General features: G+C 71.4%; 16 protein-coding genes. 7 read left to right on the plus strand and 9 right to left on the minus strand.

Features of this window, described 5'->3' with window-relative positions; genetic code table 11:
- Nucleotides 1-22 precede the first annotated feature (22 nt).
- A complete protein-coding gene (locus ACFYRX_RS28935; RefSeq protein ID WP_389105665.1) occupies nucleotides 23-439 on the minus strand; it encodes a nuclear transport factor 2 family protein in 417 nt (138 codons plus the stop codon).
- Between the two features lie 44 nt (nucleotides 440-483).
- Entirely contained in the window at nucleotides 484-1,761 is a 1,278-nt protein-coding gene (locus tag ACFYRX_RS28940) for a streptophobe family protein (protein ID WP_389105667.1), read from the minus strand.
- A 171-nt stretch (nucleotides 1,762-1,932) separates the two neighbouring features.
- On the opposite strand from ACFYRX_RS28940, the gene ACFYRX_RS28945 reads away from it, so the two are divergent.
- Both ACFYRX_RS28945 and ACFYRX_RS28950 read left to right on the plus strand, forming a co-directional pair.
- On the plus strand, nucleotides 1,933-3,180 hold the full coding sequence (locus ACFYRX_RS28945; RefSeq protein ID WP_389105670.1) for a DUF6777 domain-containing protein: 1,248 nt from the start codon (nucleotides 1,933-1,935) through the stop codon (nucleotides 3,178-3,180).
- Between the two features lie 96 nt (nucleotides 3,181-3,276).
- Nucleotides 3,277-3,735, plus strand: coding sequence for an ATP-binding protein (locus ACFYRX_RS28950; RefSeq protein ID WP_389105672.1), 459 nt, complete (start codon nucleotides 3,277-3,279; stop codon nucleotides 3,733-3,735).
- 82 nt (nucleotides 3,736-3,817) lie between these two features.
- Here ACFYRX_RS28950 and ACFYRX_RS28955 read toward each other — a convergent pair whose 3' ends face one another.
- Entirely contained in the window at nucleotides 3,818-4,714 is an 897-nt protein-coding gene (locus ACFYRX_RS28955; protein WP_389105675.1) for an RNA polymerase sigma factor SigF, read from the minus strand.
- A gap of 594 nt (nucleotides 4,715-5,308) precedes the next feature.
- Between ACFYRX_RS28955 and ACFYRX_RS28960 the strand changes: the two genes are divergently transcribed.
- Entirely contained in the window at nucleotides 5,309-5,752 is a 444-nt protein-coding gene (locus ACFYRX_RS28960) for a helix-turn-helix domain-containing protein (RefSeq protein WP_389105678.1), read from the plus strand.
- 16 nt (nucleotides 5,753-5,768) lie between these two features.
- On the opposite strand, the gene ACFYRX_RS28965 is transcribed toward ACFYRX_RS28960, so the two are convergent.
- From ACFYRX_RS28965 to ACFYRX_RS28975, 3 genes are all read right to left on the minus strand, one after another.
- A complete protein-coding gene (locus ACFYRX_RS28965) occupies nucleotides 5,769-6,371 on the minus strand; it encodes a ClpP family protease (protein WP_389105680.1) in 603 nt (200 codons plus the stop codon).
- 1 nt (nucleotide 6,372) lies between these two features.
- Nucleotides 6,373-6,996, minus strand: coding sequence for an ATP-dependent Clp protease proteolytic subunit (locus ACFYRX_RS28970; protein ID WP_389105683.1), 624 nt, complete (start codon nucleotides 6,994-6,996; stop codon nucleotides 6,373-6,375).
- A 122-nt stretch (nucleotides 6,997-7,118) separates the two neighbouring features.
- Nucleotides 7,119-8,321 (minus strand): epoxide hydrolase family protein, encoded by a 1,203-nt coding sequence (locus tag ACFYRX_RS28975; RefSeq protein WP_389105685.1) that lies wholly within the window; start codon nucleotides 8,319-8,321, stop codon nucleotides 7,119-7,121.
- 124 nt (nucleotides 8,322-8,445) lie between these two features.
- Here ACFYRX_RS28975 and ACFYRX_RS28980 point away from each other — a divergent pair, with 124 nt between their 5' ends.
- Nucleotides 8,446-8,925 carry a VOC family protein gene (locus ACFYRX_RS28980; RefSeq protein WP_389106265.1) on the plus strand — a complete coding sequence of 160 codons (480 nt, stop codon included), beginning with the start codon at nucleotides 8,446-8,448 and terminating at the stop codon, nucleotides 8,923-8,925.
- Nucleotides 8,926-8,942: 17 nt separating this feature from the next.
- Here ACFYRX_RS28980 and ACFYRX_RS28985 read toward each other — a convergent pair whose 3' ends face one another.
- The 3 genes from ACFYRX_RS28985 to ACFYRX_RS28995 form a co-directional block, all read right to left on the minus strand.
- The gene (locus ACFYRX_RS28985; RefSeq protein WP_389105688.1) at nucleotides 8,943-9,842 is read right to left on the minus strand and encodes an SGNH/GDSL hydrolase family protein; all 900 of its coding nucleotides are present in this window, start codon (nucleotides 9,840-9,842) and stop codon (nucleotides 8,943-8,945) included.
- 82 nt (nucleotides 9,843-9,924) lie between these two features.
- Nucleotides 9,925-11,586: an ATP-binding protein gene (locus tag ACFYRX_RS28990; protein WP_389105691.1), complete on the minus strand. Its 1,662-nt coding sequence runs from the start codon at nucleotides 11,584-11,586 to the stop codon at nucleotides 9,925-9,927.
- A gap of 28 nt (nucleotides 11,587-11,614) precedes the next feature.
- Nucleotides 11,615-12,289: a response regulator transcription factor gene (locus ACFYRX_RS28995; protein WP_389105694.1), complete on the minus strand. Its 675-nt coding sequence runs from the start codon at nucleotides 12,287-12,289 to the stop codon at nucleotides 11,615-11,617.
- Nucleotides 12,290-12,523: 234 nt separating this feature from the next.
- On the opposite strand from ACFYRX_RS28995, the gene ACFYRX_RS29000 reads away from it, so the two are divergent.
- The 3 genes from ACFYRX_RS29000 (at nucleotide 12,524) to ACFYRX_RS29010 (ending at nucleotide 14,717) form a co-directional block, all read left to right on the plus strand.
- The gene (locus ACFYRX_RS29000) at nucleotides 12,524-12,931 is read left to right on the plus strand and encodes an STAS domain-containing protein (RefSeq protein ID WP_389105697.1); all 408 of its coding nucleotides are present in this window, start codon (nucleotides 12,524-12,526) and stop codon (nucleotides 12,929-12,931) included.
- A gap of 87 nt (nucleotides 12,932-13,018) precedes the next feature.
- The gene (locus ACFYRX_RS29005; protein WP_389105699.1) at nucleotides 13,019-13,819 is read left to right on the plus strand and encodes a VOC family protein; all 801 of its coding nucleotides are present in this window, start codon (nucleotides 13,019-13,021) and stop codon (nucleotides 13,817-13,819) included.
- A 202-nt stretch (nucleotides 13,820-14,021) separates the two neighbouring features.
- Nucleotides 14,022-14,717, plus strand: coding sequence for a ribonuclease H (locus ACFYRX_RS29010; RefSeq protein WP_389105701.1), 696 nt, complete (start codon nucleotides 14,022-14,024; stop codon nucleotides 14,715-14,717).
- Nucleotides 14,718-14,729: the final 12 nt, after the last annotated feature.

Here is a 14,729-nt window from a genome sequence, read left to right on the forward strand (position 1 = left end):
GCCGGGCGGCAACACGCCCTGGTCAGCCCTGCCCTCGGCCGTTCAGCGGCACCCTGCGCGCCAGCAGCCTTCGGTGGCCGACGCGCCAGCCGGCAGTGCCGACGCGGACCACCGTGTCCTCGTAGGTGACCGAGCCGCAGGAGCCGTCCGTCATGACGCCCAGCCCCTTGGACAGGGCCCGGACGCGGTCTTCGGACACCTCCTCGAGCACCACGTTCGTGACATGGTGGGCCACCGGGTTGCCCGCGCCCAGTGCGAGCGCCGCTTCCTTGAGCGCGGCGAGTCCGACGACCTCGCCCTGGCCGAAGTCGGAGAGGTCGTAGACGATGTCCGCGGTGAAGACCTCGTCCATCCGGTCCAGCTCCCCGGCATCCACCAGGTGGCCGTGCAGCGCGATCAACTCGGTGACGGCCAGGCGGTCTTCAAGAGCCAACGTCATGCGGTGCCCTTTCCTCGACTCAGGGCACCCTGCCACGCCCCGCGTCACCCGTCAGCCGGTTTGATCTCCCCTTTGCGGTGGACCGGCCGGGCCAGCAGCGCGCCGAGGAAACCGGTGACCAGGCCCCAGAGCGCGCCGAGTCCGACGGCGCTCCACAGTTCCGGCTTCAGGAAGAGCTTTCCGCCCAGACCGCCTCCGAGATCGCCGATGCCGAGCACCGAGAGGCCGTAGTGGACGGAGATCCGGCCGATCAGGCAGATCATCAGCACCGTGAGGGCGAGGGCGACCGCCAGGTGCAGGGCGTGCTGCCAGGCGCGTACCCGGGTGGGGGAGCAGGCCGCCATCAGGAACGCCACGGACAGCAGCAGAACCGCGTCGACGACCAGCAGCCACCAGACCCGGCCGTCGTGTTCGGCGAGTGTGCGCAGATCGAGTGCGGCGGTGTCCTTGGAGCGCAGCACCTCGTCCAGGACATGCGGCATGGGCAGTCCGAAGGGGCCCTCGACACGGCCGTTCCAGGTGGCGCCGAGGCCGAGGGTCAGGGTGAGCCACACCAGGTTCGGCAGGCCCAGCAGGATCACGGCCAGCGTCTGCGGGGTGTGGCCCCGCGTCACGGCGACGACCAGGGCCACGAGGATGCCGAGGACGACGTACGCGAGCAGCAGGACGACCATGGCGTGCGCGGCCGGCCGCACCGACTGCTGGAGCGGGAGCAGCCGGGCGGGGAGCGGAGCCCGGCGCGACACCAGCAGGGCCAGGACCAGCACACCGGCCAGCCAGAGCAGGCCGAACAGGACGCTCTGCGGCACGTCCGCTGTGAAGCCGACCTCGGGGGAGGCGCCGAAGAGATCGCCCAGGTCGCTCAGCGTGTCGTCGCCGAGGGAGGGTCTGAACGTCTGCCGGGCCGCGTAGGCGAGTGCCAGGAGCCCGGCCAGCCACAGGACGGCGATTCTCGCGGCCCAGCCGGCCAGCTCCCGGCCCCCGGCCACCGCCCGGTGCCGTAGCGGCCGCAGGAAGCCCGCACCGAGGACCAGGGCACCGGTCAGGGTGACGGAAAGGGGGATCACGGTGAGACCGGCCTCGCTGTCGGCGAGGCCTCCCGCACTTCCCGACAGTTTGATCGTGCCGCCGACTGCGGTGACGACGGTCGCCGTGACGACCCGGGGGAACGCGCCGTCCGGAAGGTCCAGGGCGCCCGCCGCCCACAGTCCCAGCGCGGCCACCACCCCCATGGCGACCAGCGCGCCAAGGACCGTGGCCACGGCCTGCACCCAGCCGTGCCGAGCGAGGACTGCCTGGTCGGAGGGGTATCGCGGGATCACCCTGCCACGCTAAGCAGCCCCGGCACCGCTCGCCTGCCGGGAGGTCCGTCCGCGTCCGCTTGCGAGCGGCACCGGACCGGAGCAAACAATAGGTATGTCGCGGAAAAATGCGGCCGAGTCGGGGCAAACGCATCGCACGCCGTAGGGATCCCGCGTCGGGAAGAAGAGCTCGTGAGCGTTGAACCGCCGTCATCAGGCCGCCCCACAGGACCGCCCTCCGGCCCGCTGTCGGGCCCCTCGCAGCCGCCGTCGGGCCCGCCCTCCCAACCCCCTGGCAGCGGCGGCGGCGGCGGGGCACCCCCGCCCGAACCCCGCCGGCCCTGGTGGAGATCGGCTCCCCGCGTCGCGATGATCGCCTGCGCGGTGGTGGCCGCCGTGGTCCTCGCGGTCGTCTTCACCCGCTCCGACGGCGGGTCGTCGAAGTCGGCGAGCGGCAACGGCGAGGTCTTCCTGCAGGCCGCCGCCAAGACGGGCCCCGAACCCTTCACCGAGTCGACCGCCAAGGACAGCTCGGCCCCGCCCGTCGCAGCCTCCCCGACCGGCCCCGCCGAGTCCGCGAACGCCGTACGAGGCGTCGACGGTGCCGCTCCCGGCCTCTACGGCGGCACCCGCAACGTCTCCAGCTGCGACGTCGAGAGCCAGATCAAGGCCCTCGGGACGGCGCCCGCGAAGAACAGGGCCTTCGCCTCGGTCGCCGGCGTCCAGCCGGCACAGGTCCCCGCGTACCTGCGCTCGCTCACACCCGTCCAGCTGCGCATGGACACCCGCGTCACCAACCACGGCTACCGCGACGGCGCCGCCACCAGCTACCAGGCCGTTCTCCAGGCCGGCACCGCCGTCCTCGTCGACGGTCACGGAGTGCCCCGCGCGCGCTGCGCCTGCGGCAACCCGCTGACCCCGCCGGTCGCCCAGCAGAGCGCGCCGAAGCGCACCGGCGACACCTGGTCGTCGTACCACCCCTCGAACGTGGTGGTGGTCGCGCCCTCGACGACGGTCATCAACATCTTCGTGATCTACGATCCCGACCACGACTACTGGATCGCCCGGCACCGGGGCGACACCGGCCACAAGGACCACAGGACCGACCCGCCGGTCCGTCCCTCCCCGTCGGTGAGCGTGTCGACCCCCACACCCCCGACGACACCGAGCACACCGACGTCCCCCAGTTCTCCGTCGCCCTGCGTCTCCACCTCGACCGGAACCCCGACCGGAACCCCCTCCGGGTCGGCGAGCCCCAGTCCGAGCCCGTGTCCGCCGACCTCGAGCGCGCCGTCCTCTCCGGCCCCGGGCCTGCTGACGCCCTCCTCCGCACCGCCCACCAGCGAATCCTCGGGTGACGAGCCCGCGTCCCCCGACTCCTCGGCACCGCCGCCGCCCCTCGCCTCGGACATCACGCCCTACAGCAGTCCGCTGACGTAGCCGGTGTGACGTGTCTCCGGGACTGCGACGCGAGGCTCGGGGTACGAGCACTGATGCAGCAGCGTCCGGCCAGTCCGGCTTCCGAGAGAGAAACGCATGATCGATCACCTGGACGGGGCAGTGATACCGACTGGTTTCGACGTGCCCGTGGAACCGCTACGTCAGGCGGCGCACTACACAGGCGAGCCAGGATGTATCGCCGAGGCGCGGTCCTTCGCCGCGCACTTCCTCGGCAGGCTCAGAGCCGACTGGTGCGCGGCGATCGGTGACCGTGCCGAGGACGAGGTGCTCCTCGTCGTGAGCGAACTCGTCACCAACGCCGACCGCCACAGCAACGGGCCGTACATCCTCGAGCTGGAGGGCACCGACGACGCCGTGGCCGTCACGGTCTACGACAGCAGCGCCGCCCTGCCCCGCAGGTTCCCACGGGATCCCCAACGCGTCGGTCGGCACGGTCTGGAGATCGTGCACGTCCTGGCCAGGGAGGTGGCGGCGGAACGCGTGCCGGTGGGCAAGCGGGTACGTGCCGTGCTGGGGTTCGACGGCAAGGAGTGAGCCTGCCCGCTCGCACAGCGGGTGCCGTCCTGGGACGGCACCCGCCATTCGATGTCTTTGTTGCGCTCTGCAGCGCTGTGTGTCAGGCGCAGCCGAGCTCGCCCAGCATGCCCTCGCGCAACCGTGTGATGATCCGCTTGATCAGCCGCGACACATGCATCTGCGAGCAGCCGAGACGCTCACCGATCTCCGACTGGGTGGCCTCCTCCACGAACCGCATGTGGATGATCTCGCGGTCGCGTTCGCTGAGCTCGGCCATCAGGGGGGCGAGCGACTGGAAGTCCTCGACGAGACGCAGCCCCTCCTCCTCCACGCCGATGAAGTCGGCCAGCACCGCTTCGCCGCCCTCGGGGCCGTCGCCGGTCAGGGCGGCGTCCAGCGACGAGGAGTTGTAGCCGTTGGAGGCGATCTGGCCCTCGACGACCTCGCGCTCGGTGATGTTCATCAGGGTGGCGAGTTCGGCCACCGACGGGTCGCGGTCCAGGCGGCTGGCGAGCTCCTCACGCGCCTTGGCCAGCTCGACGCGCAGCTCCTGGAGGCGGCGGGGGACATGTACCGCCCAGGTGGTGTCACGGAAGAACCGCTTGATCTCGCCGACGATGTAGGGGAGCGCGAACGACGTGAACTCGACCTCGCGCGACACCTCGAACCGGTCGATCGCCTTGATCAGGCCGATCATGCCGGTCTGGACGATGTCCTCCATGTCGTCGCCGCGGCCCCGGAACCTTCCGGCCGCGAACCGTACGAGCGACATGTTCATCTCGATGAGGGTGTTGCGCGCGTACTGGTACTCGTGCGTGCCCTCCTCGAGTTCCGTCAGGCGCTGGAAGAACTGGCGAGACAGCTCCCGCGCGTCCCGAGGTGCGACGGACCGCGGTTGTTCGACTCCCGGCAGCGGTGTCCCACCGGTCCTGGTCCCGCTTGCGAGCCCGGTGGCCTTTGCCTCCGGACGGTTCACGGCGGTGACGGCGGTATGCATTGCCTCTCCCACGAAAGTCACGGCTCGACGTGTGCCTCTTCGGCCTGGTTGTCTCGGGTCCTGCGGATGGTGCGCGATCTGCCGGGTACCCGGAACGCGCCGACATATGCGTCCTCGGGCCACCGGCCGACCAACCGCCCGCAGCTCCCTCACCTTGCGCGTACCCGAGGAGTGACGACGCATGCCCGCCGGGTTCGCCGACGGCGCAAAATCGCTGGTCCCGGGGACGGAGGGGCCGGACACGGGGCGCGACGGCGGGTTCATGGAGGTGACACCCGGTGATACGGCCGTCGTGGTGTGCCCCGATCAGTGTCCGGAGACGGCTCAGAAGGCCCGCGCGACGGGCGCCGCCGCGGGAAGTGCCGGACCATGACGGGCGTCTCAGCCTGGACGGAGTGGCCGGATCCCGCTGTTCCTGGCGGCCCCACCTCGACGACGGGGCTGCGGAGGCGGAGCCCCTTCGCCCTGGTCGACCCCTCGACCAGGGCGTGCCGATGGCGCGGCCGCACCGGGACCCCGCCTCCCGTCGACGATTCCACCCAGGGCGGAACGCCGGGCCCTTCCCAGGACGGGCACGGAATCTAGGCTGAGACGGTGAGCAACGAAGCGTTGAACCAAGCCCGCGTGATCCCCCTGCGCCCGCACTCCGCGCGCCCGGGAACCGCCCGCCCAGTGTCCGAACGCCCCGCCACCACCCCGCCGCGTCCGGGCCCGCCGCGCGAGACCGCACCCGGGGAAGCCAGAGAACCCCTGTGGCGTGACCTCGTCGGAGACGTCCTGCGCCGTGAGCGCCTCGCCCAGGAGCGCACCCTCAAGGACGTGTCCGACGCGGCCCGGATCTCGATGCCCTACCTCTCCGAGGTGGAGCGCGGCCGGAAGGAGGCCTCCTCGGAGGTGCTCGCGGCCGCCGCCCACGCCCTGGGCCTCGGCCTCGGCGACCTGCTCTCGCTGGCTCAGGGCGAGCTGACCCGGCACTCCGCCCGCGGCCGCCGCACCGCGCCGGGGTCGTCGTACGACGGGATGTGCCTGGCCGCCTGACGTCGGGGCCGGCGCCTCATACCTGCACGAGGCGCCGGCTCACCACCTCGTCGGCCAGCCCGTACGCCACCGCCTCCTCGGCGGTGAACACCTTGTCGCGGTCCATGTCCGCGCGCAGCGTCCCGATGTCGTGGTGGGTGTGCCGGGACAGCACCTCCTCCACCTGGGCGCGGATGCGGACCATCTCCTTGGCCTGGAGGGCGAGGTCGGAGATCGAGCCGCGGTTGCCGCCGGAGGCGGGCTGGCCGAGCAGCACCCGCGCGTGTTCCAGCACGAGCCGGCGTCCCGGATCCCCTCCGGCCAGCAGGACGGCCGCCGTGGAGGCCGCCTGGCCCACACAGAGTGTGGAGATCGGAGCCTGCACGTAGGTCATCGTGTCGTAGATCGCCATCAGCGAAGTGAACGAGCCGCCGGGCGAGTTGATGTAGATCGAGATCTCGGTCTCCGGCGCCGAGGACTCCAGGTGCAGGAGCTGTGCGATCACGACGTTGGCCACCCCGTCGTCGATCTCGGTGCCGAGGAAGATGATCCGCTCGGACAGCAGCCGGCTGAACACGTCGGACGACCGCTCACCGCTCGCGGTCCGCTCGACGACGTACGGAATCGTGTAGTTCGCCATGTCAGAGCCCCATCCGTCGTTTGGAGGCGGCAGGGCGGACGTCCGCGAGGGACTCCAGGACCCGGTCCACCATGCCGTACTCCCTGGCCTCCTCGGCCGTGAACCAGCGGTCGCGGTCGCCGTCCCGGGCGATGGTCTCCGGGGTCCGGCCCGTGTTCTCGGCGAGGAGCCGCTCCATGGTCCGCTTGCTGTGGTCCAGGTTCTCCGCCTGGATCTCGATGTCGGCGGTGGTGCCGCCGATGCCCGCGGACCCCTGGTGCATCATGATCCGCGCGTTCGGCAGCGCGTACCGCTTGCCGGGTGCGCCGCCGCAGAGCAGGAACTGGCCCATGCTGGCCGCGAAACCCATGGCGAGCGTGGAGACGTCGTTGGGGATCAGTCGCATCGTGTCGTAGATGGCGAGGCCCGCGTAGACCGAGCCGCCCGGACTGTTGATGCACAGGCTGATGTCGGTGCGCGGGTCCGCCGCGGAGAGGATCAGCAGCTGGGAGCAGATCCGGTTGGCGGAGACCTCGTCGACCTGGGTGCCCAGGAACACGATGCGCTGGTTGAGGAGCTGGGCGGAGAGGTGGTCGTCGAAGCGGGTGGGAGGGGTGTCGCCCTCCTCGGCCCTGATGGAAGTCATGGGCGGTCCTCGTGGTCGCGGGGGTGCTGTCGACTCCACTCTTGACCGCGGACGATGCCCTGATGCGGTTTCTCTGCCGGTGGCAGATTCGCCACCGGCAGAGCGCGGGCCCACCGGTGCGCTCAGCCCTTGTCGCGCAGCTGCCGGAAGAACGCCCGCACGTCGTCCACCAGCAGGTCCGGTTCCTCCATCGCCGCGAAGTGGCCGCCCCGGCCGAGCTCGGTCCAGCGCACGAGGTTCTCGGTGCGCTCCGCCCTGTGCCGGAGCGGGATCTGGATCTCCGCGGGGAAGACGGCGAGAGCGGTCGGCGCGGTCGAGGGCTCGGTGGGCCGGGCCACCCGCTCGCCGGTGGCGTGCGCCCGCTCGTAGTAGATCCGGGCGGCCGAACCGGCGGTGCCGGTCAGCCAGTACAGCATCACGTTGGTCAGCAGCCGGTCCCGGTCCACTGCCTCCTCGGGCAGCTCCGCGGAGTCCGTCCACGCCTGGAACTTCTCGACGATCCAGGCGAGTTGACCGACCGGCGAGTCGGTGAGCGCGTAGGCGAGGGTCTGCGGGCGGGTGGAGTGCAGGACGGCGTACCCGGTGCCCTCACGGGACCAGTCGCTCCACCGGCGCCATGACTCCAGGGCGCGCTCCCGTTGCCCTGGGCCGAGCGGGGCGAGCTCCTCCTCGGTGGGTTCGTGGGTCGCCTGCGCTCCCGGCAGCAGGTTGAGGTGGACGCCGGTGATCCGCTCGGGGTGGGCGCGGCCCAGCTCCCGGGAGATCGCCGAGCCCCAGTCGCCGCCCTGCGCGCCGAACTTCTCGTAGCCGAGCCGCGTCATCAGCTCGGCCCACGCGTCGGCGATGCGGCCCGCCTCCCAGCCGGTGTCCGCGGGGGGACCGGACAGCCCGAAGCCGGGGATGCTCGGAACGACGACGTGGAAGGCGTCCGCCGGGTCGCCGCCGTGGGCCACCGGATCGGTCAACGGGCCCACCACGTCCAGGAACTCCACGATCGAGCCCGGCCAGCCGTGCGTGATGACCAGCGGGGTGGCGTCCGGTTCGGGGGAGCGGACATGGGCGAAGTGGACGGTCGACCCGTCGATGACGGTCGTGAACTGCGGCCACTCGTTGAACCGGGCCTCGGCCGCGCGCCAGTCGTACGCATGCCGCCAGTGATGCGCGAGTTCGCGCAGGTAGCCGGCCGGTACGCCGTACGCCCAGCCGGTCGCCGAGAGGTCGTCGGGCCAGCGGGTGCGGTCGAGCCGGTCGTGCAGGTCGTCGAGGTCGCTCTGCGCAATGTCGAGGCGGAAGGGCCGGACGAGGTCGGTGCGCGATGACGTCATGCGGGGATGCTAGTTCGCGTGGGTGTACCCGCCACCTGGATGGGTTTCTCGTCCGACCGATGAGTTTCGTGGCGAGGACCGGTCGACATGGATGACGGACGTTCCCACGATCCAGGAGGTACGCATGGCCACCGACGGTTTCACCACTTGTCTCTGGTTCGACGGGCAGGCCGAGGAGGCCGCCCACCACTACGTGTCCATCTTCAAGAACTCCAGCATCGGAGCGATCGCCCGGTACCCGGAGGGTGCGTTCCAGCCCGCGGGGTCTGTGATGACCGTCGAGTTCACGGCCAACGGCCACAGGTTCCTCGGGCTCAACGGCGGCCCTGAGTTCAAGTTCACCGAGGCGGCCTCCTTCATGATCTTCTGCGAGGACCAGGAGGAGATCGACTACTACTGGGCCAAGCTCACCGAGGGCGGCGAGCCCGGCCCCTGCGGCTGGCTGAAGGACAAGTACGGGCTCAGCTGGCAGGTGGTCCCGGAACGGCTCCAGGCCATGATCACTGACCCGGACCCGGCGAAGGTGGCCCGCGTGACCAGCGCGTTCATGGCGATGCACAAGTTCGACCTCGCCGCCCTCGACAAGGCCTACGCGGGCCACTGATCACTCCGGAGGCCCCGTCAGGACGAACCGACCACCCGTGTGATCTCCCGGGCGATCCGCAGGATGCCGGGGGAGCGGACCGGACAGGGCTTCGGTGTGGCCGTCGTGGGCGCCAGACAGAAGTGCAGATAGTCCTTGTCGAGATGCAGGGCCGTACGGTCGCGGCCCGGCTGGGTGCAGTAGTCGGGGTGCTCGCGCTCGTAGGCGGTGCACGGCAGGTACTGCACCCAGGAGTAGCGGGAGCCGGCGGGCGCCACCGCGGCACCGGCGTCGGCGACGACGTCGCCCGAGGTGGCCGCCTGCTCCTCGTACAGCTCGTTCACGCGCCGGACCCGGTCGGGGGTGATCGGGTCCGGACCCTGCTCCACCCACACGATCCGTGGCCGCCGCGCACCCCCCGCCGCCGCGATCTGCTCGGTAAGCCGGCGCAGGTCGGCCCGGTAGCGGCTGAAGTACTTCTGCGGCGCGGCGGCATGGCTGATCCCGTCCATGCACCAGGTGAAGTCCCACGCGTTGCCCCAGAACTGCAGCACCACGAAGTCCGGGTGCAGCGCCCGGACCAGGGCCGCGGCCTTGTCCCGGTCGGGCACCAGCGACTTCTCCCCGGTGCCCTCCAGGTAGTCGCACAGGGTGGTGCCCGAGTACGGCGCGCTCGTGTACGTGGCCCGCAGTTCCCGGCGCAACTCCTGCCCGAGGACCTGCTGGGCCTCCATGGCGAGCGAGTCGCCGAGATACAGCACGCGTGGGGCCAGGACCTTCGAGGAGGCGCTCGGGGAGGTCTGGGCCCGCTGATGGGTCGTGGCCGCACGGGAGACCTCCGGGGTGGGCGGTGTCGCCTCGGGCCCGTCCGACGGGTCCCCGCAGGCCCCCAGCAGCAGCACTGCGGCCAGCAGCCCCACGATCCACGGCCTGCGCATGCGCGACTCCCGCCCCGGTCGCCGAAAAACGGTTCCCCAGGCAAGCACAACCCGGAACAAGGGGGAAGACGTGCGGCCCGGTTCAGCCGCCGCCCGGTCGCTCCAGGAGCTCCGTCAGATCGGTCAGCGCCAGCGGCTTGGTCAGATGGACGTCGAAGCCGGCCGCCCGGGACAGCGCGCGGTCGGCGCCCTGACTGAAGCCCGAGACCGCGATCAGACGCAGCCGCTCGCCGCCCGGCCGGGCACGCACCTGACGGGCGACCGTGTATCCGTCGATGTCCGGCAGACCCAGGTCGCACAGCACGACGTCGAAGGGCGCTGCCCGGGTGGCGGCGAGCGCGTCCGTCCCCGTGTGCACGGTCGTCACGCGATGGCCCTGTCGCTCCAGCAGGGCGTGACAGGTCGCGGCCAGGTCCTCGTTGTCCTCCACGATCAGGACGGACAGTCGTCGCGATGTCGTCCGGGCGGCCGGGGGCCGGTGCTGCGGCGAGGCGGCCGAGTCGGCCGTCGGCAGCACGACGGTGAACGTCGCCCCCTTGCCGGGTCCGTCGCTGTACGCGCCGACCCGGCCGTGGTGCAGATCCACGATCGTCCGTACCACGGCGAGGCCCAGCCCCAGGCCCTCCGGCGTGTCGGGGCCGGCGGGCGCCGCTCGCATGAACACGCCGAAGAGCTCTTCCGCCTGTCCGGGGTCGAAGCCGATGCCGTCGTCCCGCACCGTCAGCCGCGCCGCGCCGTCCGCGGCGGACAGCTCCACCTCGGTGCGCCCGCCGGGGCGGGTGTACTTGAGCGCGTTCGACAGCAGGTTCGTCAGCACCTGCGCGAGCCGCAGCCGGTCTCCGTCCACGACGAGAGGCGCGTCCGGCAGCCGTACGCCCAGCGTGCGGCCTTCGTGCCCGAACAGGCCCCGGATGTCCGCACAGGCCCCCTCGACGACCGTGCGCACGTCGACCGGTTCCCGCACCAGCTCCAGCCGGCCGGTCACCGCCCGGGTGCCGTCCAGCAGGTCGTTGCTCATCCGGGCCAGGGTGCCCAGCTGCCGCTCCAGCACGGCCAGTGCCGGGTGTCCCTGCGGCATGTCGAGGGCGAGCAGTTCGATGGCCGCGGTCGCGGCCGCGAGGGGGTTGCGCAGCTCGTGCGAGAGCGTGGCGATGAACCGGTCCTTGGCCCGCTGCTCCTCCCGGAGCCTGCGCCCGGCCGCGTCCAGCTCAGCGTTGGCCCGGCTCAGCTGCTCGTTCACCTCGCGGATCTCCCGTGCCCGCACGAACAGGTCGATCTCCATGCCCTCCGCGCGCATCTGGGCGTCGGCGACGGCCCTCTGCTGCTCCTTCCCCACCTTGCGCAGATGCACGAACTCCGTGACGTCCTCGACCCGGTGGATGATGTGCGTGAGGCGCCCCTCGGCGTCCAGGACCGGCGCGTTGACCGGACTCCAGTACCGCTCGGCGAACGCACCCCCCTCGGCCGTCGGGATGTCGTACCGCTGAAGCGCCATGGTGTCCTTGCGGCCGCTCGCCACGACCGTCTCCAGGGAGCGGCGCAGGTTGGCCACACCGTCGGCGGACGGATCCTCCGGGTTGTCGGGGAACACGTCGAAGATCAGCCGTCCGATGATGTCGCGCCCGGTGCGGGTGGCCGTCCGATAGGCGCGGTTGACCTCGACGATGACGAAGTCGGGGGTGAGGACGAGCAGCGGGGACAGATTGGAGTCGAACAGACGCCGGAAGTCCGGGGGCAGGGGCATGGGCGGACCTCCTGGGCGGGCCGGGGTGTCAGGGATCGAGGCGGTAGCCGTAGCCACGGACGGTGATGATCCGCGGTGCGGGGGCGGGCAGTTCCGCGAGCTTGCCGCGCAGCCGGTACACGTGCTCGATCACGGTCGCCTGCTGCTGCCACGACGAACCCCAGATCCGCTCGAGGAGTTGCTCCGCGGAGAACACCCGGCCGGGCGTTGCCGCCAGCGTCTCCAGGAGGGCGAACTCCTTGGGGCGCAAGGTCAGCAGGACGCCGTCGACGGAGGCCTGCCGGGTGGCCGTGTCGACGAGCAGGGAACCGGCCCGGATCACCGCCGGCTGGTCCGGCGGCTGCGAGCGACGCAGCACGGCGTGGATGCGCGCCACCAACTCGCGCTGGGAGAACGGCTTGACCAGGTAGTCGTCCGCGCCGATCTCCAGCCCCGCCACCCGGTCCGCCTCCGCGCCGCGCCCTGTGACCACGATGACCGGAAGCCGACTGGTGGACCTGAGCGCCCGCAGCAGTTCGAGCCCGCTGCCGTCGGGCAGCCCCAGGTCCAGGATCGCGAGGTCGACGCGGCTCTCGTGCAGCACGGACTTCCCTGCGCGGGCGTCCATGGCCCAGGCGACGGTGAATCCGGCCCGCTCCAGATAGGAACGGCACATCAGTGCGAAGTCGGGATCGTCCTCGATCAGGGCGAGGTGCGGGCGCATTCCGCATCACCTGGCCCGTCGGGTACCCGCCCGTTGTGTCGCTGATGAGCGGGCGTTGATGCCCAGACCATGTGGCGAAGGTAGAACAGTAGGCGGCACGGTTCAAGGGGGGAGCCGCCCGGGGGAGTTCCGGCCCGGACGCGTGCGGCGCGGGGATGAAGCGACCGCCGTACGCGTCCGCGCCGGAGCGGGAGCCCGGCGCGGACGCGGGTACGACAGCGGGGACGGCACAGCGTGCACGACAACAGCCTGGAACCCGTCCTCACCGCGTCCTGGCCGCCGCCACCCGGTGACCACGGGTTCATGCGCGGCGCCGACGGACTGGTCCTCGCCGAACTGCACGGCGATATAGACCTCGCGACCACCCACCACCTGCGCTCCTGGCTCGACTCCCTCGCCGCACTGGCCGCCCCCTCGTACGTCGTCGACCTTCGTCCGGTGTCCTTCGTCGACTCCGCCGGCCTGAACCTGCTGCTGCGCCTGCGCCGCCGGGTGCTGGAGGCCGGCGGAACGTTCTCCGTGCTGTGCACCGAGGACACCCGGCGGCTGCTGAGGGCGCACGGCACGCTGGACGTGCTCAATGCGGCGGGCCCGCGGGACGGGACGTCGGTGGGGTGCCCACGCGCCCGGACCGGCTCGTAACACTACGGCCGGTTCGACGCGCGGTCGGGTGCAGTCGTGGCTAGCGTGAGGAGCGGACCGACCACCGATTCGGGAAGGGCCGCGATCATGGCCGTACAACCTGAGGGAACCCCCTGTTGGGCCGATGCGATGTTCGGCGACGTCGAGGGAGCCAAGAGCTTCTACGGCGACGTCCTCGGCTGGACCTTCGGCGAGTCGTCGTCGGAGTACGGCAACTACACGCAGGCCTACGCTGACGGCAAGGCCGTGGCCGCGGTCGTGCCGCCGATGTCGGGGCAGGAGGGCCACTCGCAGTGGTGCCTGTACCTCGCGTCGCCGGACGCCGCCGCCACCGCCGGCAGGATCCGTGACAACGGCGGCGAAGTGCTCATGGAACCCATGCAGGTCGGCGACTTCGGCACGATGTGCCTGGCCCGCGACCCGAGCGGGGTCGTCTTCGGCGTCTGGCAGGGCGGCACCCATGAGGGCTTCGAGGCACCGCCCGAGCGGCCCGGGGCGTTCTGCTGGGCCGAGATCTACACCCGCGAGCCGGAGAAGTCCGACGCGTTCTTCCCCGCCGTCTTCGGCTACAGCGCCCGGCAGATGCAGGACGACGCCATGGACTTCCGGATGTTCAACCTCGGCGACAACACCGTCCTGGGCCGCATGAAGATGGGCAGCGAGTTCCCGCCCGAAGTACCGGCGTACATCAACGTCTACTTCACCGTCGACAACTGCGACGACGCCGTCGCCCGCGCCACCAAGCTCGGCGGCGTCCTGCGCTTCGGGCCGATGGACTCCCCGTTCGGCCGGTTCGCCGCGCTGAGCGACCCGCAGGGCGCGAGCTTCTCGGTGATCGACGTGACGACGACCCAGGGCGACCTGCCCGAGGCCTCCGACGTGCCCTGAGCGGTGCGTGCGGCCGTGAGCACGGCGGCGGCCGAAGCGCCCGTCCAGCAGTCCATGGCAGCGGGGCGGCTGCCCATGGCCGCCGAGGTGGGCGCCTGCTCCGGCGGCTGGTCGCGGGGCCGGACGGGCCCGCAGGGTCGTCGCCATGGTCGTCGCGGTGGAGCGAACCTGGTTCAGGTCGGGACGCCCACCCACGCATGGCATGATCGGGCGCATGCGTGAACGACTGGTGGCCGCGTGCGACGGCGCTTCGAAGGGAAATCCCGGACCCGCGGCCTGGGCCTGGGTCGTTGCCGACGAGACGGAGACGCCGGACCGCTGGGAGGCCGGGCCACTCGGCAAGGCCACCAACAACGTCGCCGAACTCACCGCGCTGGAGCGGCTGTTGACGGCCGTCGACCCGGACGTGCCGCTGGAGATCCGGATGGACTCGCAGTACGCGATGAAGGCCGTCACCACCTGGCTGCCCGGCTGGAAGCGCAACGGCTGGAAGACCTCCGGGGGAAAGCCCGTCGCCAACCAGGAGCTCGTCGTCCGTATCGACGAGCTCCTGGGGGGCCGTTCCGTCGAGTTCCGTTACGTGCCCGCCCACCAGGTCGGCGGCGACAAGCTCAACGACTTCGCCGACCGCGCGGCCAGCCAGGCGGCGATCGTTCAGGAGCCCGCGAGCAGTGCCCTCGGTTCCCCCGAGCCGCCGCCGTCGCCGGACACCCCCAAGACGGACCGCCCCGCCCGGGCCAAGTCGCCCAAGCGGAGCGGTGGTTCGTCCTCCCGCACGATCAAGGCCAAGTTCGCCGGCCGGTGCCTGTGCGGACGCTCCTACGCGGCGGGCGAGCCCATCGCCAAGAACGCCCAGGGCTGGGGGCACCCGGAGTGCCGTACGGAAGAGGCCGGTTAGCCGCGCGGGAAG

Origin of the sequence: Streptomyces sp. NPDC005374 (assembly GCF_042872225.1) — a bacterium.
Taxonomy (GTDB): Bacteria; Actinomycetota; Actinomycetes; order Streptomycetales; family Streptomycetaceae; genus Streptomyces.